Source organism: Acinetobacter sp. NIPH 284 (assembly GCF_000369425.1).
Classification (GTDB): Bacteria; Pseudomonadota; Gammaproteobacteria; order Pseudomonadales; family Moraxellaceae; genus Acinetobacter.
The window spans coordinates 300,716-318,016 of sequence record NZ_KB850010.1 but is presented as its reverse complement, the minus strand read 5'-3'; the positions used below and the strand labels follow the sequence as shown (position 1 = coordinate 318,016).

The window sequence follows — 17,301 nt, the reverse complement described above, 5'->3', positions numbered from 1 at the left end:
CAGCCATGAAAACGCAGAATCCTTTTGCAGAACTCAGCGGTGGGCGGTTAATGCTCGCCGCATTTGTCATTGCACTTTCCAACTTTATGGTGGTGCTTGATACCACCATTGCCAACGTTTCAGTCCCCCATATTACAGGGAACTTAGCTGTTTCTAGTTCACAAGGGACGTGGGTGATTACCTCTTACGCCGTTGCTGAAGCCATCTGTGTTCCACTTACAGGTTGGCTAGCTGGACGTTTTGGGACAGTCAGAGTTTTTGTCTTTGGGTTAATTGGTTTCACCATCTTTTCATTCCTATGTGGTTTGGCGACCTCACTGGAAATGCTGGTTTTTTTCCGTATTGGACAAGGGCTTTGCGGTGGCCCATTAATGCCACTGAGCCAAACCTTGTTGATGCGAATTTTCCCACCTGAAAAACACTCACAAGCCATGGGAATGTGGGCCATGACCACCGTGGTTGGACCAATTCTGGGGCCGATTTTGGGCGGACTGATTAGTGATAATCTGTCTTGGCATTGGATTTTCTTTATTAATATCCCTGTTGGAATTTTCTGTGTATTGGCAGCCATCCGCTTGCTGTCTGTAGCAGAAACTAAAACTGAGAAATTACGAATTGATGCAGTTGGTTTAGGTTTGTTAGTGCTGTGGATTGGTGCTTTACAATTGATGCTAGACCTTGGGCATGAGCGAGATTGGTTTAATAGTACCAGTATTATTGTATTGGCATTAACGGCAGTTGTGGGTTTTATTGTTTTCATGATTTGGGAACTCACAGAAAAGCATCCTGTGGTTAACCTGTATGTGTTCCGACACCGTGGTTTTGCAGTTTCTGTGCTGGCACTCGCTTTTGGTTTTGGTTCGTTCTTTGGCAGTATTGTCCTGATTCCTCAATGGCTACAAATTAACTTGGGTTATACCGCCACGTGGGCAGGGTATCTGACTGCAACTATGGGTTTTGGTAGTTTGACGATGTCGCCAATTGTTGCCAAGTTATCAACTAAATATGACCCAAGAGCATTGGCAAGTTTTGGATTAGCATTGTTGGGTGTGGTTACGGTCATGCGAGCTTTTTGGGTTACAGATGCAGACTTTATGTCATTAGCATGGCCGCAGATTTTGCAGGGCTTTGCGGTACCATTCTTCTTTATTCCACTGTCGAATATTGCAATGGGCTCAGTTTTGCCGCAGGAAATGGCATCTGCCGCAGGTCTGATGAACTTCCTGAGAACTATGGCAGGAGCGATTGGTGCTTCAATTGCAGTGACGATTTGGGATGATCACACGAAGGTAGCTCGTAGTGAAATGGTGAATAATTTGCACCCACAAGAAGTCCAAAACACCTTATTGCAAAATGGTTTTTCACCTGATGCAACACTCGCCACGATTGCAAATTTAGTTGATAAAGAAGCGATTACGATTTCGGCGAATCATGTGTTTATGATTTTGGCTATTGTATTTATCTTTGCCAGTGCCTTGATTTGGATGAGTCCCAAACCGAAGCAGATTACAGGTGGGCCAGCACCGCATTAACTTAAATAGATGGTTATTTCCAAAAAACTCGGACTTATTCATCCGAGTTTTTTATTTCAATCTGATATGAATGTTTATTTCGTCTTTGGGTTTTTTAAGTCACTCCTAAAAAGTAAACAAGTATTTACATCGTAGTTGCCACGATTTATTACCATCAGGTTTGACACGAAAATATAAGCCGTTGCCGTCTAGCTCCCGATATTCTTTTAATTCAGGCTCAAGGGTTGCAAGTACGGTGTCTGATAGCGGTCTACGTTTGATTTCTGTTCTTTTCATGGCTTGTACACCAGCGGATTCAATAAATCTTGCAATGTACATGGTAGTGTATACGGCGTATGTACACTGTAGCTAGTTATATTTGGTTATGTTTAGGCAAAAAAGGATTAAACCCTTTAGATTCAAGCCTTTATCTTTTAAAACTTGGCATATTTTGCGATGGCGTCAATTGAACAAAATTAATAAGTTATTGTTTATAAATAATAAAAATATTATTAAAAAGTTAGGGATACAAACTGGGATACAAATTATGTGCTGCTAGGCTGTTTTCTTGTCGGGTTTGGTGGGGAAAAGGGGAGTTCAACTCAAGATTTAAACTCGCTCGCACGCGCGCGTTTTTCTTGATTCTCTAGCACTTCAACAATTGTTTGTTGTGTTTTTTGGCTTCCATCATTTTATTGAAGTGAAGTATTTAAGCTGCTCACCATGATTGGTGGCTTAGGTGGGATTAGATTTAGAATCTTATCCATTGTGAGTAGCTTAAAGATACTCACTAACTATCTTTGAGCTAGTCGCTTGCATGGGTTTCGGTGATTACCGAAACGATAACGTAATCCTAAATTAACTTAGCCGTCCAAGTGGCTGATTAAGTAGCTTGGTTGTTTAGATGCGCTCAAATTTGAGCATATCCCCCAGTGGGGGGTAGTCCTATGTTCAGGTTATTTGCAGAAGTAAACCGCCCGAATAATCGCATTGTAGTTCTATTGGGATTTTAAGCCTTAAAACCACAATTCAATCCATCCCTCGCGTGCGCGCGCGTAGTTGTTGCGAAACTCAACTTTACGCACTGGAGAAAGTTAAGCGTTAACCTCAATTTGAGGATAGCCACACTGTATGACTGTACGAAAGTTCGTAGTTCATTACTGAGCGCAATTTTGTGCTTACCTTATAAAACAAGGATTTAGCCAACGCAATTTTGCTTCGGCCTACTGTTAGTAAATGTTAGTTTTTCGGACTGCTTTAAAAAAGAAAACCTGATAAACCTAAGATTCAGAACGGCGTAAATCCTAAGTAATCCTAAGGTCAAAACCTGACATTCACCTAATGCCCATCCGATTTAAATAGACAATAAACATTTGCAGCCTTTCCTGCTCTCTTTTTTCCAGTTCTCGTACAAGTGCGGAAAATTTCCTGTAGCGCATGTTTTTAGGCTTTTGATATATCGGCCAATCTCTAACGTCTTGTGACCATTGCAATCGACTCCTTAGCCGTCTGACGCGTAGTAGGGGAATATTCGACTTATTCCATTGTTGTGATATGTAGTTGAGTTGGTGGCATTGTCTGCAAGCGTACGCCCTGCATTTAAAATATAGTTTGGTACAGCGTTTACCGCATGAGCATAAAAACCAAAATCTAGCGCCGCCGTAGTTACAAGGTGAATGAGTTAAGCTCAGGTTATAACTACCGTAGTCGTTGCTTGCGGTGATGCTGATATTTTTATACTTTTTCAGGTCATCAGCACTGAATAAACTTTTTAGATTAAGTTGCTTAATACTTATAAAGCTGTAATTTTCCACGCTACCTTTTGACATAAAGCGCACTAATTCCCCTAATTATTTAGGCTCTAAAATAATGATATTGATTGTATCTGCTTTAACATTATTTTAACTTTTGAAAATCGGCTTATAACTAGGTAAATCCTTTATATATAAGCCTTTGCAGTGATTTTTTAACTTTAACAACTTTAACTTATTTGCTAAAACAGAAATTTTTTTATGAGTGAGTAGGTCGGTGGTGTCCGATCTATGTCATCACTCAACTTGATAGCTCCCCCCAGTGGTTAGCACTCAATCAACACTTGCACTCCTATAAAAAGAGAATGTTTGTTGCACGTAGTGATACAAGATAGGTATTCGTTAAAAACGGCGTAAACCTTGCAGCATATATACGGACCGTAATCGGACCGTGCCGATCTAAAGCAGCATTTGCGAAACAATCCTATGAAAGACAAAAACGGTTCAATTTCCCGTCTATAAAAAAGACTATAGGGGGGAGGTAAAATTTTAAAAAATTCATTATTTTTCTAGACCGCCCAGTACCACACTCACAAAAAAAATCTGATTTTCAAAAATAAGTTAAAAAGTTAAAGCTCATTTGTTTAACTCATTGATCTATTTGGCTAGGTATATCAATTGGGAGTGTTAAAAGTTAAAGCTGTGTTAAAACTACACGGTGGTTTTATTAGTCATTTTTATAATCAACTTTTTATTTTTACCTTTTTGCAAAACTCACCCTATGAAAGAGGCGTTTTTATCTAATCAGGCTGCATGAATCTAAAGCTGTTTATTCTATTGTCACGATTTCCATGATAGTTGAATCTGCATGATTATCTTGACCATTCAGCCAATAAAAAAGCCCCAGTTATAGAGGCTGTTTATATTAATTTGCTGTTTGTTGTATTTGTTCAGTGGCTTGCTTCTTAAATTCTGGATTATCTTTGACTTGATATAGCCATATTCCAAGCTGAAAAAGTGTGACAATACCTGCACCAATAATACCTGCCAGCACATTCTCGCCCACGCCTTTAATAAAGCCTTTTTTAGATGCTTTTACTATTTCATCATCTCTTAAACGCTTTTTATAGCCCTCTAATTCTTCAAAAATGGCATTATCAATAAAATCATTAACTCTGCTTTCCGCAATTTCACGATACTGTTGAATACGCAAGGCAGAATCAGATGCTAGGGTGAATTGTTTTAATTCTGCCTCACTTGGCTCGTTGCCATGTGTAATTTTAAATTGTTCAATCCAATCTAATTTTTCTTTTTTATATATTGTATAAGCAACCATGCCGACAAAGTCTTTGTCGTCAGTCACTAATTTGGTAAAGGTTTGATGTCTACTCATTGACTGATTAGCCTTTGCTAACGGCTCTAGCATAAGCGTTATTAATTTCTTGAGCAGAATAACGGCGATTTAAAATATCGTGTTGAATGCTGGCGGGTAAACTAGATACATCAGCCTTTTTTCCCTCAATCATATTTTGGTTAGCTTTACGAATTGAAGAAAGGCTTACACCTTTAAAAAACATTTTCATAAAAACTCTCCCTCTAAGACTGGGTGTGAATATGTCTAATCAATAGAGCCTAAAAAAGCCCATTATTTAGGGCTAATTGGTATAAGAGTGCCACACTGTTACTCTTATGAGTTCATTGTATTCTAATACAAATAAAAAACAACGATACGATACAAAAATATGCACATATACGGACAGGTATAGATTACGAAAAAGCTCCCCATATTTAGGGAGCTTCGATTAAAGCAACTGTAGAACATCCGCCCGAACTTCGACTATCTCCCGATCTGCACCACTTTGGTCTTTCCATTTCCTTGTTCTCAAGCTGCCCTCAATATAAACCTTGCTGCCTTTCTTGAGATACTTACTCGCAATCTCGGCTAAACGTCCGTTGGTGCTGATTCTGTGCCACTCTGTCGCTTCTTTGCGCTCTCCAGTGGTCTTGTCCTTCCAGTGGTCGGTAGTTGCAACGCTGAATGTCGTAACGCTACCGCCGTTGGAGAATTGCTTAGTTTCAGGGTCACGACCTAGCACACCCATTAAAATTACTTTGTTCACGTTTGGCATTGTTCAACTCTCAAATATATTTCATTTATCTAAAAAGCTGACTAAATGACTAAATTGCTCTGTAACTATTGATATATAAGGCTTTTCGTTCAGCAGTCACCCAAAACCGCTATGACTAAATGACTAAACGAAAAAATTAATGATTAAATCCATTTAGTCACTTAGTCACTTAGTCACTTAGTCAAAACGTGACTGCTAAGTGAAAAGCCTTGCCCTGTAAGGCTTTCAGGCTTATTTAGTCATTTAGTCACGATTCCAGTAATAAGGGATTAATTACAACGTATCGAGTACGCCCTAGTGATTCAATCTTGATGTGGTGTGAATCCTCTAGTTGCTGAATAACCATTTCCAAAAGGGTTTTGTTTTTCTGCATCGGTCTAGGGCATGAGGTTTGTATATATGAGTAAGTAAGTCTGTCTGTTTTTTGCTGCACACATTTACCGACAACCCACTTAATCAGCTTTTCAGCATCACTTTCCGCTTTAACCTCAATTTCTGCATACATTGCCCATTCATTTAATGAATGCTTAACGACCTCACAAGCTCCTTGTAGGGTTTTACCATCAATCTGTTGCAATCCCTCAAAATAAGCAAATACCGTTGCTAAACGGCGTGCCAATTGGCTTGCACGGCTCGCAAACGCTTGTAGGTACTCAAAACGCTTTCCTACACGTTGTAGCGACTCAATGACGTTATAAAACTCTGTATCAATCGCTATGGCTTCATTATTCATAGGAATGACATAACGCCCATTATGCAATTCATGCTCTGTCTGTACCTGTGGGCAGCTATCGAGCAATGATTCGCACCGTGTCCAGTAAGCAATAAGCCTGTGGTCTTTGTTGGCGTTTTTGTTGCGATATGCTGCATTTTGTAGGCGTGTGCCTGCCAAGTTTTCAGGAATAGTTAAGAGGAATCTAGGTAAAAAGCCTTGCCCTCTTAGCACTGGGTCTTTTAAAGCATTGTCTAAAACTTCATGCTGACCTTGTAAATTAAACGTCACCCGAACGTCATGCGCCCGACCACTGCCATTGAGGTTTGATTTTGAGCGTGTACGTTCCACATATCCATCATCAAACAATTTCGTATAACCGCCTAGTGCTTGGTTACGTGTATCGGCTTTCATGGTACGCCCACCGAAAAATTGACCTGCTTCATCACTTGAGATTGAAGCATTTTTCAAGATTCCATCAATAAACAATCCTGCAATAGATTCAAGGGTAATGTCACTGTATAGAGTGCTTGGGTCACTCGGTGGTGGATTCTCTGCACAGTACGCTTCACGGTCTTTTTTTGGTAATCCTGCTAGACCGCTTTTCCATTGCTCTAACTCGGTTCGATATATTTCGTACTGCTTGCGCTCATAGTCTAAAATCGCCCGATCTGCTAGATTTTTGCTTGTACTCTTACGGCTTCCGCTTTGCCCCTCAGTCAGTAGAAACAAGCTACATGGTTCGCCGTGTGCTTTGAATCTATCGGGTGCATTTACTTTAGCTTGGGCAATATGTGACATTGCACCAATAACACATTGCGCCGTCATTGCAATTGGTGATTGCACATGCTCGGAAATAGCCAAAACCGCTTCTTTTGCCAATAAGGGCAGTGCATCAATAGGGTAAGGGTTGCTTGCTACTGATTCCTCTTGTTGTAGTGGCAGCAACTCGCCCCAGTGTTGAGAATCTGCATCTTGATTGAATGCACCTGATTCAATAATCTGCTTCCGTTTCTCAAGAAAAAATGTTTCTATTTGCTGAGAGGTAAACGCTCTAAAAGAATCATCCACTTGAACAAATAAATCAGAATTATCTTTAGGTGCAGACTTGCCCGCAATCAATCTAAAAACATTTTCAGGCATACCACTGTTTAAAATCTTGTATGCTTCATCTAAACTTTGATGCAGCAAAACCGCTTTGCCTGCCTTAGCAAGTTGAACAAATAAATCCATATCATTTGTACCGACTACATACGATAAATGAGGTTTATTTAAACTGCTTGCAAATACTCCAGCTTCACCAATCAAAAACGATACTTTCTGAGAATCAATTTCTTTGTGGGGTGTCTGCTCTGTGTCGTATTTTTTGGCGATACCTCTGATTGCATAGCCTATAACCTCGCTCAATTGGGTTGGATTTATGAGCGTGTAGGCTTCGCAATTTTCACAGTTATAACTAGGCAATTTAGAACAAATATAGCTCTCAGGCTTAACTTTGAGATTGCGCTCATCAATACAATTTGTCGCAAAATCTTCTAGCTGAAAAAACTCTACCCGATGCCCTGTTACTGGGTCGATATTGACCACTATAGGCGTTGGTTTATTTAAAATATCGGGGTGTTTTGCATTCATACCTCACCCCCTTGAGATTTCCATTCTTTTTCGTATTGTTTTGCCATTTCTGCATGATAGCTATGACGTTCTTCTGCTAGGTATGAGTACATATCTAAAACTGTACGCAAGTCATCAAAATAGATTTGATGTACACCTTGTTTCTGTAGTTTTTTGCTTAGGTCTATGAAGTCACGGCGAATACGATCAATGGCCGTTTGCATCCAGTTCATATCGTATTCAGCTAGCGACTGAATGTCGTGCATGTCACCAGCATCGTATTTTTTAGGTGTATTTGTAGAATTGATTTGATTAGGCATGATGATTGCCTCCTAAGACTTTTGAGTTTTGAGAAGTTCCACCAGATTTAAAACTGGTGAGGGGATTCACTCTTGCGGTCTTAGACGCACCCAACATATTCGCCATTGCTGACTTATTTTGTTGTGTCATCCCCTCATAGAGGGAGTGCAGCCTTGTTTGCATGGCTGTGATGCTTGCGCTGTTTAAATGCAAAGATTGAGAGCCGATGCAGTTAAGAGGCACAAAAAAACCTGAATGACGTTCAGGGGTAACGCTAAGACTTTTTGAGAGGTCTACAGCATAAGCGGAACGTCCACAGCTTGCAATAATAAATATCGCCAGTAGCCATATTAGAATCAATTTAAAAAGGTTTGAATAAAGTTCTTTCATGCTCACAACTCCTCTTGTAGGATTTCTAGAACTTCAATCATTTGTGCTTTGATTTCTGACATTGAGAAGTTTTTTCCCTCCTCAATATCAATAATTAAGCCGACTGCAACATCATAGATATTCGCTAACCGCAATTCGTCATCTGTAAAGGGGAGGTCATCCACCACGCTTGCAGATTTAAAATCTATAATTTCGCTCATGCTGCCACCTCTTTAACAAGCTCATAACGTGCATGTCTGCCAATGCCTGACTTATTGCGCTCGTTATGGGTCACAATGTCATAGCCTGCATTTCGTAAACGCTGAATAATTGCGCTTAGTCGGTAGCAGTTGAATAGGTCGATAGCCTCAGCTTGTGAAAGGGTTTTGCCTTGCTTGAGGTGTGCTAGGACTTGTTTTACTTGGGTGTTATTCATTGATTAAGCCTCCATAGCTGCAAGGCTTAAACGCTGCTTGTTGTGCCACTCTACAAGCTCGGTATAGTCGAAATAGACTGGTGCTTGTTTGGTGTCGCCAGTCTTAATAGGTCGGGGAAATGTGGCATCTGTACGCACGATATGGCGCAATGATTCACGGCTTACATCAAGAATTTGGCAAGCTGTTTTGAATTGAACACGGATTGGATTAATCGTCATTTATGCACCTACATGGCTAAATATTGTTAGTGCATAAAAGCAAATTTAATAAGGTGTCATACAAGTGTCACTTGTATAAAAAAAGGTGTCACTTAGAAGTGACACCTATATTTAATTTACTGAATAATAACTATTTTTTAGGGTTCGTTATAGCGCAAATTCTTTTAACAAGATTTACTTGTGTGACATTTTTGTTTTTTAGAATATTCGTTATAGCTGGGGTGTGTTCTTGATGCGGATATTCATTTTCTAGATATTTAGCTTCCCATGCTTGCACTGCTAACAATAATTCAGGTGCATGATTTTTATGTGCTGGGTCAAGTGATGGATGAAGCTCATTATTAATGGATGGGATATTTTTGCTTAAAGCATCAGATAATTGGCTCTCCAGCTCACTAATGCGGTTCTGTAACTCAATAGCTGTTTTATCTCTATCTTCAATCTCTTTTCTAAGTCGTGAAATTTCAGCATTTAGATTTTCAATGTTTGGTTCGTTTTGTTGGATGGTTGGATTTCCACAGCCTATAGGTTCTTGTATTGGTAGATTGTCGTTAAATCCCTCAATAATTTTTCCTTTACTTTGTAAATAAAGTTTTAGTTGATGTGAGGGAATCAAATTTTCAGGGAGGCTACCCGCCCAAATTGCAGAGTTAATAAAGTTATATGCTTCATTAAAATTATGGTGGTTTTGATCAAAATTTGTATCATTAAAACATCTATTAATTTGAATAGGGCTATCCCCACTCAATAAGCATGAAGCCTCTATTAATGAGAATGTATCATTTAAATAAAATAAAGGAGGCTCAAAGGTTTTAGGTTTTAGTTCGTCCTTGTTAAGTTCTTGCATATCCTCGATAAAAGTATCTTTTTCCTGCTTGCTCAACCATAAGAGTGCTTTGCCTGTTAAATAGTCTGTGTAATCACTAGGTGAAATATTTAATTCCTGAATTGGTTGAAAACTAAAAAAATCCGACCTTAACCAGTAGTAACGTTCAAGCTCTTCTTTATCATATATCAGATTAAAATCGGTTTGTTTACATTCAAAATTTCCTAATCCTCTTTCTAATATATCAGTCGTTACCTCATACATACCATCATGCAAACCGCCCTGATAATCACAATGATAAATCTCATCTAGATAACCTTTACTAAATGTCTCAATATTAAAATTAAAACTTCTTAGCAATAGGAATTTGCAAATATTAGGCAAGCTGTTATTTGTTTTATCTGCTAATAGGTTTAGGGCATCAATGGCATTTATATATTCACTATTTCTTTGTTCTAAATCTTCAAATAGGTTCATCATGCCTCCCACAGCATCCCCGAAAAAGTAGCTAGGTAAACAAGTTGGGTACTTGCTTGTCGGCTGGCCTGCCTATACCTAGCAAAACAAATATAATCTATATTTCCCTATATTTGTGCATTTATTGGCTAGTAGTGCGACAAACCTTGTCACAGTGCTTTTTTGAATTGAATAATGCTCTGATCTGCAATTTCTTCTAAATGATTGGCGTACCATTGCATCATGCTTGCTCGGTCATCTAAATATTGAGCCTTGTTATATACGCCTGCTACACCGTCCTTTACGTGTGCCAGTGCTGCTTCAATATGGCGTTCATCAAAGCCACGATTGTTTAACAAGGTACTCGCAATATGTCTAAATCCGTGTGGGGTTTGTCTGCCCTCATAACCCATACGGCGCAAAGCCATAATGAAAACTGTGTCTGACTTTGGCTTGCTCTTGTCCGATCTGCTCGGAAATAAGTATTCAGAATTGGTTTCATAGCTTTGTAATTCTTTTAATAGGGTAGTGGCTTGAGTTGGCAACGGTACAAGATGCTCACGGCGTTTCTTCATGCGCTCGGCTGGGATATTCCATAAGCCTTGCTCTAAATCAAATTCTTGCCACTTGGCTTGTCTTAGTTCAGTTGGTCGGCAAAACAACATAGCTAAAAGTTGCAAGCCTATACGCACATCCATAGTTGGATAATTATTGATAGCTCTTAATAGTGGGGGTAACTCAGGTTCAGCCACATGCAACATATTTTGTTTTTTGCCTTGTTGTAGATATTTTTGAATACCCTCAACTGGATTGTAGTCCATTCGACCAGTGACCTTTGCAAAATCGTATATATCACGGCACATGGCACGCATACGGCTTACTTGCTCAAAAATACCTTTTTCTTGCTGAATACTTTTTAACAAGTTCATCCATTCAATAGGCTTTATGGTGGTGTACAAGCGTTTCCCAAAAATCGGGAATATGTGTTTTTCTAATGCACTCTTATTTCGGGTCATGGTGTCCTGTACCCATGATTCCTTTTTTGTGTCTAACCATTCACGCGCCAATACCTCAAAGGTGGCATTGTTCTGTTCTATTTCTTTGCGCTTGCGTTCTTGTTTGGTGATGATAGGGTTATCGCCCTTTGAAATATCGTTTAAAAGTTCTTGCGCTTTTTTACGTGCTAACTGTCCTGATATTTCAGGATAGCCACCAATACCTAACCATGACCATTTACCATCAGCTTTTTTGTATCGTAGTTGCCACGATCTATTACCATCAGGTTTGACACGAAAATATAAGCCGTTGCCGTCTAGCTCCCGATATTCTTTTGATTCAGGCTCAAGGGTTGCAAGTACGGTGTCTGCTAGTGGTCTGCGTTTTATGTCTGTTCGTTTCATTTTCTTGTATCCCTGCCAGTTCAATAAATATGAGGGGATACACGCTAGGATACATGGCATGTATCCCTGTGGCTAGTTATATTTAGTTATGTTTAGGCAAGAAAAAAGGCTCAAACCCTTTAGATTCAAGCCTTTATCTTTTAAAACTTGGCATATTTTGCCATGTTTTGTTAGGTATTTGGTGGAGATGGCGGGAGTTGAACCCGCGTCCGCCAGCACTACACTCGAGAATACTACATGCTTAGATATCGTCTATTGTTTTAACACCAAGCGACCCGACGAACAGGGTAAAAGGTGCGATCCTCTAAGTTTGGTATAAAGCCCCGAGGCTTGACTTTATACGGACTTGTGTGCGTGCGCTTCGGTCGGGTTCACTGACCACAAGTATTCAGTGAAGCGGACAAGCTGCCCTTAGGCAGCTAGAGCGTAAGTTTCGTCGTTTGCGACTATTAAAATGCAAATTTTATTTACGAGAGAAAATGCGCTCTCGGCATGCATCTATGAGCTTCATCACCAGCGTCGAAGCCAATAACATCCCCATATATGAAAGAGCATCATAGCATAAATATTGAAAATTTAAATCTAAATTTACCGGCTTTGAGATTTGTGGTTAAAAACCGATCTAATTGAAATTATAAATTAATTGCATGTCTTTAAGAATTGGCTTTTTAACGTTTAGTTAAATTGGAACTTCAAAGAAGCAATATACATTTAAATCTCTTCATTAAAACAATAGCATATGACTCGGCAGCTTAGGTTCATGCCAACCAACACCTAAAGCCCGAATAAGATCTACGCTAGCAATCATTCGACTGCCATGAAGCTGTGCAGCGAGTTGCTCTTGCTGCAAAATTCCAGTCCGAATCAATCACATCCAGATAGCTGATACTGCCTTCACGATAACGCAAATGTGAAAGCTGATTGGCATGTAGGAATGATGCAAGTGCTTGTACGTGTGCCTGTATTTGCTGATCCAGAATACGCTGATCAGATAGTTCATATACTGATTAAATCCTTATTTTACATTTTCAATACTAGTTATATACAGCGCTACAAATTTAAAGAAATATGAATATGCGAACATATTCAAACTGGTTAATTTTTATGATTTTACGGTTCATAAAAACTATTTATCAGTTTTTCGCTGTTTATTTGATCGCACTTTTTGCCTGTATCACCTATGAGTTTTTTTTAAATTAACTAATTTAAGATACGTGGGTTCAAGCGATGATACTGTTTTTTAAGTGTTGAATCGCAGCATATGCATTCTTTGTTTGATTAATCAGTTGGAATCGTTTTGAAATTCTATTCTCATTTACTTTAACTAGAACGAAGTTTAGGTATTAATCGTAATAACGGGAGTTTTATGTTTTCACCCTATATCCATGCATTTGCATTGTTTTTTTCATTACTGAATCCGTTCCTGATGAGTGTCTACATGGTCGGGATGATTCGGAATACCGATGTAAAAGTATTTAATAAAGCATTGATTCAAGGGAGCTTAATTGCTTTTGCTGTTTTTGCATTATTTGCATGGGGGGGCGAGAATATTTTTAGTCGCTACCTAAATGTAAGATTTGAATCTTTCCAAATATTTGGTGGACTAATTTTTCTTGTCATTGGTTATCGTTATGTGTTTCAGGGTGCAGAAACAATCGGTGAAATGCGTGGGGCTCCTGAGCATTTAGCAGGTACGATTGCTATGCCTTTTATGATCGGACCAGGAACAATTAGTGCTGCGGTTGTCACAGGCGTGAGTGTTCCATTTGGAGGAGCAATTGCTGTGATTGCCCTCACATTGGCGTTAACTTGCAGTATTCTTATCGCGATGAAATACGGACACGATCATTTACGCTACAAGCATGCGAAGTATATTGATCGTTACTTTGACATTATGGGGCGTTTATCTGCTTTACTGATCGGTACAATTGCTGTCGATATGATCGTTAATGGTGTGATGGGACTCATTCAAGCTACAAATTTAAATTAAATTATTAGATATAAAATTTTGTATGATGAGTATTTATCTGGTTAATAACACATTGTTAATTTTAGATAAAATCTAATAAAAAGGGTCTATATGTAATCCTACTGAAATAATGTTTCGATCTATCATAAAAATAGTTGATGATGTTTTATACATTTATACGTATTTTTACGTTGAGGAATGAACGATAATACACATGTTGTATTCTCCTATGAGTTCTCCTATGTATCCATTAGATCAATTGAACCAAGCACCTGATGATCAGTCAGAGCTTACAATGTCAGTTTTAATGACACCTGATATGGCAAACTTTTCAGGTAATGTTCATGGTGGAGCAATTTTAAAACTGCTTGACCAAGTTGCTTATGCTTGTGCAAGCCGTTATTCAGGCAGTTATGTTGTGACATTGTCTGTTGATAAAGTTAATTTTAAAGAGCCAATTTACGTTGGTGAATTAGTCACATTTTTAGCGAGTGTTAATCATGTAGGACGTACTTCTATGGAAGTCGGCATTCGTGTAGAAGCACAGAATATTCAAAAGCGTACAATCAGACATACCAATACCTGCTATTTCACCATGGTTGCTGTGGATGAGGAGCGTAAACCTAAAGTTGTTCCGACATTAAAATTAGATACGGATTGGAAGCGTTGTCGTTTCGAAGCTGCAGAACAGCGTAAGGATCTACGTTTACAAGAAGTACAGCAACCTTCTTGCAGTATTTTCAAAAAAACTAGCCAGTGTTGATTTATTCATCACATTCCTAGTGATCTAAAAAAAGATCGAACCGCAGCATGGTTCGATCTTTTTTATTTGTAAAGATGAGTCAAATCATTACAAATGTTGTTCTAAAGGGTCTGGAGGAACCTGAAGATCAAATTATTTACTAGCCGTCGGGGCAGCCGATGTTGCTGCATCACTTGCTGTGGTGTCTGTCGTAGCTGGATTTAGAGTTTCAGGTTGCTCTTGATCTGATACCACGACTTTCTCTTCGGTGGTTTTGGTGCTATGTGATTTGTCATGAGCCGAAGCTGCAAATGTTGTTGCCGCTGTTAAAGCAAATGTTGTCGCAATTAAAGTCTTAATGAGTTTCATGTTTGGCATCCATATTTAAACTTAATTAAAAAATTACAGCTTTAATTCGAGAGATGAGTGAGAACAAATCTTGAATTTCTGCATGAGGTTTATGCTAAGTGCCTAAGTTTTTTACAGCAATATTCTTAACAATCTTTTACGGAAAACTTAACAATAGAGCATCATAAAACGTGGCTTTGTGATGCGCTTGTAAAGTTATATGCCTGAACCTATCAATAAAATGTATATAAATATGTATTTTTGATTAAAAAATAATCTGTAATTTTACATGTTTTAAACAAGAGCTTTCTTTTGCAAATAGTTTAATAATTGGATAAAACATTTACATATTGGTTTTAAATAGTATTTTTAGATTAATTTTGTGATTTAATTCACTTTATTTTTATTTTTAATTGAATTGTTTCATGTATTTCATTCTTTATTTTATTTCGCATATTTTTCTCTTTAGAATGAAATAAATTTTTAATGCGAGTAAATCGTGAAGTTTATTGCTCCCAAAATTGTTCCTACTCACATTATTTCTGGTTTTTTAGGTGCAGGTAAAACAACGCTATTGCAGCATTTATTAACTCAAAAGCCTGAAAACGAAGTTTGGGCTGTTCTAATGAATGAGTTTGGGCAAATAGGTGTTGATCAACAACTGATTACCCAACAACAAGGCTATGCTGTCAAAGAACTACTTGGTGGATGCTTGTGTTGTAGCAGTCAACTTCCTATGCAAATTGCACTAGCTCGCTTACTCAGTGAAAGTAAACCGGATCGTTTATTTATAGAACCGACAGGTTTAGGTCATCCTGCACAATTATTGGAACAACTGACGGAGCCACATTGGCAAAGTAGTTTAGCAATGCGTGCTTTGGTGATTGTTGTGGATGGGAGTCGTCTACATGATGAAGATTGGGTGAAACAGAACTTATATACCGATCAACTGAAATCTGCCCAAATCGTAGTCCTCTCGCATATTGATTGTATGTCAGTAGCAGATCATCAAGCCTATGCGGCTTTAAAACAAGAATATGACACTTATGTCCAGCATTGGATTGAAGTTGAGTGTGGCAAAATTGAATTGTCTCAGGTTGATATTATGCAACAACCTGTACAACGTAAGATTCAACCTTTACTCAAGTTACAACAAACACAGGCTATTGAGCCTCCGTTAGAAATAAAACAACTTCCATATCATTATGTAGAAACGGCCCAAGGTTATACCGTTGCAGGTTGGAAATTGCCTAAACGCTGGCAATTTAAATTTTTTGAACTGTTAGATTTGTTGTGTACGCAACAAAATTGGGTCCGTATCAAAGGCATATTTAATACGGATCAAGGTTGGAAAAGTTTTAACTTTAATCCTCAACAATTTAACTATAAGTCTGCCGAAGAGAGTATCGATAATCGAATTGAAATTATTTGCCAATCCGAACAAGATTGGTTGGGGTTTGAAACACAATTATTAAATTGTCGTCTTGATCTAACTGATGCTCAAAATGATTAAAGCCGATATTTTCTGTAATAAAATAGAGTATGCTTAGCGCCAAATTTGAGTACACCGTATTTAAGAGTATTTTTCATGGCGCTAAAAGCAACAATATATAAGGCAGATTTGAATATTGCCAATATGGATCAGCATATCTATGCAGATTATCAGCTAACACTTGCCTTACATCCGTCAGAGACTATTGAACGTTTGATGGTTCGTATTCTTGCTTATGCACGTTATGCCGATGAGCGATTAGAATTCACCAAAGATTTGTTTGAAACGGATGAGCCTGCGTTATGGCAAAAAGATTTAACAGGGCTTTTAGAAAATTGGATTGAAGTCGGTTGTCCATCTGAAGATAAAGTGAAAAAAGCCAGTGCTCGCTGTAAGAAAGTGGCTGTGATTACCTATGGTTCACAAGCTGCTGATTGGTGGCAAAAAAATACCAAGATTAAGACTTTGAGTAATGTGGAAGTTTGGCAATTAGCATCTCAGACTACACAGGCACTTGAAGGCTTATGTGAGCGCACGATGCAATTACAGCTTAATATTATGGATGGAGAATGGACTTTGTTAAGCGATAACGGTCAAGTCGATATTCAATGGTTACAATTGCAATAAATCAGGTTGGGAGAAAAAATGAGCGCTGAATTACAAATTATTGATTTAAAAGTAGGTGAAGGTAAAGAAGCTGTTAAAGGTGCTTTAATCACAACACACTATACAGGGTGGTTGGAAGATGGTACTCAGTTCGATTCTTCAATTGATCGCGGGAATTATTTTGAGACGGTGATTGGTACAGGGCGAGTAATCAAAGGTTGGGATCAAGGCATCATGGGAATGCGCGTTGGTGGGAAGCGTAAATTAATCGTACCTGCACATTTAGCTTATGGCGAACGCAAAATGGGAAAAATTATTCCAGCAAATTCAAATCTGATTTTTGAAATTGAATTATTTGATGTTAAAACTCGCGACGAGTGATTTAGTCTCAATGATGCAAAGCATGATGGCATTGATTTGATTG

The 17,301-nt window shown here is 38.5% G+C and carries 18 protein-coding genes, 1 other RNA gene and 2 pseudogenes; 6 read left to right on the top strand and 15 right to left on the bottom strand.

All coding sequences use genetic code 11. The features are described from left to right. Positions 1-5: 5 nt before the first annotated feature. Entirely contained in the window at positions 6-1,532 is a 1,527-nt protein-coding gene (locus tag F908_RS04590; protein WP_005158194.1) for a DHA2 family efflux MFS transporter permease subunit, read from the top strand. Between the two features lie 123 nt (positions 1,533-1,655). On the opposite strand, the pseudogene F908_RS16225 reads toward F908_RS04590, so the two are convergent. The 14 genes and pseudogenes from F908_RS16225 to F908_RS15405 form a co-directional block, all read right to left on the bottom strand. Continuing rightward, positions 1,656-1,808 (bottom strand): annotated as a pseudogene (locus F908_RS16225) (Arm DNA-binding domain-containing protein); the annotation flags it as partial. 2,379 nt (positions 1,809-4,187) lie between these two features. After that, positions 4,188-4,655 (bottom strand): hypothetical protein, encoded by a 468-nt coding sequence (locus F908_RS04580; protein ID WP_005158186.1) that lies wholly within the window; start codon positions 4,653-4,655, stop codon positions 4,188-4,190. Positions 4,656-4,662: 7 nt separating this feature from the next. Then, positions 4,663-4,845, bottom strand: coding sequence for a hypothetical protein (locus F908_RS04575; RefSeq protein ID WP_005158182.1), 183 nt, complete (start codon positions 4,843-4,845; stop codon positions 4,663-4,665). A gap of 219 nt (positions 4,846-5,064) precedes the next feature. After that, a complete protein-coding gene (gene ssb, locus F908_RS04570) occupies positions 5,065-5,391 on the bottom strand; it encodes a single-stranded DNA-binding protein (protein WP_005158180.1) in 327 nt (108 codons plus the stop codon). A 247-nt stretch (positions 5,392-5,638) separates the two neighbouring features. Next, complete coding sequence (locus tag F908_RS04565) at positions 5,639-7,735, bottom strand: DUF3987 domain-containing protein (protein WP_005158178.1); 2,097 nt, start codon at positions 7,733-7,735, stop codon at positions 5,639-5,641. Beyond that, complete coding sequence (locus tag F908_RS04560; protein ID WP_005158174.1) at positions 7,732-8,034, bottom strand: hypothetical protein; 303 nt, start codon at positions 8,032-8,034, stop codon at positions 7,732-7,734. Before F908_RS04560 ends, F908_RS04565 begins: the two co-directional genes overlap by 4 nt. Next, positions 8,027-8,404, bottom strand: a complete 378-nt coding sequence (locus F908_RS04555; RefSeq protein ID WP_005158162.1) for a hypothetical protein — start codon at positions 8,402-8,404, stop codon at positions 8,027-8,029. Before F908_RS04555 ends, F908_RS04560 begins: the two co-directional genes overlap by 8 nt. 2 nt (positions 8,405-8,406) lie before the next feature. After that, positions 8,407-8,604, bottom strand: coding sequence for a hypothetical protein (locus F908_RS04550; RefSeq protein WP_005158159.1), 198 nt, complete (start codon positions 8,602-8,604; stop codon positions 8,407-8,409). Beyond that, positions 8,601-8,819: a helix-turn-helix domain-containing protein gene (locus tag F908_RS04545; protein ID WP_005158157.1), complete on the bottom strand. Its 219-nt coding sequence runs from the start codon at positions 8,817-8,819 to the stop codon at positions 8,601-8,603. The genes F908_RS04550 and F908_RS04545 overlap by 4 nt, the downstream gene beginning before the upstream one ends. Before the next feature lie 3 nt (positions 8,820-8,822). Continuing rightward, positions 8,823-9,038, bottom strand: a complete 216-nt coding sequence (locus F908_RS04540) for a hypothetical protein (protein WP_005158155.1) — start codon at positions 9,036-9,038, stop codon at positions 8,823-8,825. 130 nt (positions 9,039-9,168) lie between these two features. After that, positions 9,169-10,353 (bottom strand): hypothetical protein, encoded by a 1,185-nt coding sequence (locus F908_RS04535; protein WP_171063532.1) that lies wholly within the window; start codon positions 10,351-10,353, stop codon positions 9,169-9,171. Between the two features lie 137 nt (positions 10,354-10,490). Then, on the bottom strand, positions 10,491-11,720 hold the full coding sequence (locus F908_RS04530; protein WP_034602633.1) for a tyrosine-type recombinase/integrase: 1,230 nt from the start codon (positions 11,718-11,720) through the stop codon (positions 10,491-10,493). A gap of 179 nt (positions 11,721-11,899) precedes the next feature. Beyond that, positions 11,900-12,259: a transfer-messenger RNA gene (gene ssrA, locus F908_RS15410) on the bottom strand. Positions 12,260-12,444: 185 nt separating this feature from the next. Beyond that, a pseudogene (locus F908_RS15405) lies at positions 12,445-12,715 on the bottom strand (hypothetical protein); the annotation flags it as partial. A 371-nt stretch (positions 12,716-13,086) separates the two neighbouring features. Between F908_RS15405 and F908_RS04525 the strand changes: the two are divergent. Further along, positions 13,087-13,710, top strand: a complete 624-nt coding sequence (locus F908_RS04525) for a MarC family protein (protein WP_005158146.1) — start codon at positions 13,087-13,089, stop codon at positions 13,708-13,710. A gap of 220 nt (positions 13,711-13,930) precedes the next feature. After that, positions 13,931-14,452: an acyl-CoA thioesterase gene (locus F908_RS04520; protein WP_005158145.1), complete on the top strand. Its 522-nt coding sequence runs from the start codon at positions 13,931-13,933 to the stop codon at positions 14,450-14,452. 132 nt (positions 14,453-14,584) lie between these two features. Here the strand turns inward: F908_RS04520 and F908_RS04515 are convergent, their stop codons facing one another. Continuing rightward, the gene (locus F908_RS04515; protein WP_005158144.1) at positions 14,585-14,800 is read right to left on the bottom strand and encodes a hypothetical protein; all 216 of its coding nucleotides are present in this window, start codon (positions 14,798-14,800) and stop codon (positions 14,585-14,587) included. A gap of 478 nt (positions 14,801-15,278) precedes the next feature. Between F908_RS04515 and F908_RS04510 the strand changes: the two genes are divergently transcribed. The 3 genes from F908_RS04510 to F908_RS04500 all read left to right on the top strand — a co-directional run bounded on the left by F908_RS04510 (position 15,279) and on the right by F908_RS04500 (position 17,258). Further along, a complete protein-coding gene (locus F908_RS04510) occupies positions 15,279-16,292 on the top strand; it encodes a CobW family GTP-binding protein (RefSeq protein WP_005158143.1) in 1,014 nt (337 codons plus the stop codon). A gap of 75 nt (positions 16,293-16,367) precedes the next feature. After that, on the top strand, positions 16,368-16,898 hold the full coding sequence (locus F908_RS04505; RefSeq protein ID WP_005158142.1) for a YaeQ family protein: 531 nt from the start codon (positions 16,368-16,370) through the stop codon (positions 16,896-16,898). An 18-nt stretch (positions 16,899-16,916) separates the two neighbouring features. Beyond that, positions 16,917-17,258: an FKBP-type peptidyl-prolyl cis-trans isomerase gene (locus F908_RS04500; protein WP_005158141.1), complete on the top strand. Its 342-nt coding sequence runs from the start codon at positions 16,917-16,919 to the stop codon at positions 17,256-17,258. Positions 17,259-17,301 lie beyond the last annotated feature (43 nt).

What these genes read in the sequence shown, in the direction of transcription:
- F908_RS04505 (WP_005158142.1), top strand. Translation starts at nt 16,368, where the DNA reads ATGGCGCTAAAAGCAACAATATATAAGGCAGATTTGAATATTGCCAAT.
- F908_RS04575 (WP_005158182.1), bottom strand. Translation starts at nt 4,845, where the DNA reads ATGAAAATGTTTTTTAAAGGTGTAAGCCTTTCTTCAATTCGTAAAGCT.
- F908_RS04590 (WP_005158194.1), top strand. Translation starts at nt 6, where the DNA reads ATGAAAACGCAGAATCCTTTTGCAGAACTCAGCGGTGGGCGGTTAATG.
- F908_RS04500 (WP_005158141.1), top strand. Translation starts at nt 16,917, where the DNA reads ATGAGCGCTGAATTACAAATTATTGATTTAAAAGTAGGTGAAGGTAAA.
- F908_RS04555 (WP_005158162.1), bottom strand. Translation starts at nt 8,404, where the DNA reads ATGAAAGAACTTTATTCAAACCTTTTTAAATTGATTCTAATATGGCTA.
- F908_RS04545 (WP_005158157.1), bottom strand. Translation starts at nt 8,819, where the DNA reads ATGAATAACACCCAAGTAAAACAAGTCCTAGCACACCTCAAGCAAGGC.
- F908_RS04550 (WP_005158159.1), bottom strand. Translation starts at nt 8,604, where the DNA reads ATGAGCGAAATTATAGATTTTAAATCTGCAAGCGTGGTGGATGACCTC.
- F908_RS04565 (WP_005158178.1), bottom strand. Translation starts at nt 7,735, where the DNA reads ATGAATGCAAAACACCCCGATATTTTAAATAAACCAACGCCTATAGTG.
- F908_RS04515 (WP_005158144.1), bottom strand. Translation starts at nt 14,800, where the DNA reads ATGAAACTCATTAAGACTTTAATTGCGACAACATTTGCTTTAACAGCG.
- F908_RS04560 (WP_005158174.1), bottom strand. Translation starts at nt 8,034, where the DNA reads ATGCCTAATCAAATCAATTCTACAAATACACCTAAAAAATACGATGCT.
- F908_RS04540 (WP_005158155.1), bottom strand. Translation starts at nt 9,038, where the DNA reads ATGACGATTAATCCAATCCGTGTTCAATTCAAAACAGCTTGCCAAATT.
- F908_RS04525 (WP_005158146.1), top strand. Translation starts at nt 13,087, where the DNA reads ATGTTTTCACCCTATATCCATGCATTTGCATTGTTTTTTTCATTACTG.
- F908_RS04520 (WP_005158145.1), top strand. Translation starts at nt 13,931, where the DNA reads ATGTATCCATTAGATCAATTGAACCAAGCACCTGATGATCAGTCAGAG.
- ssb (WP_005158180.1), bottom strand. Translation starts at nt 5,391, where the DNA reads ATGCCAAACGTGAACAAAGTAATTTTAATGGGTGTGCTAGGTCGTGAC.
- F908_RS04580 (WP_005158186.1), bottom strand. Translation starts at nt 4,655, where the DNA reads ATGAGTAGACATCAAACCTTTACCAAATTAGTGACTGACGACAAAGAC.
- F908_RS04530 (WP_034602633.1), bottom strand. Translation starts at nt 11,720, where the DNA reads ATGAAACGAACAGACATAAAACGCAGACCACTAGCAGACACCGTACTT.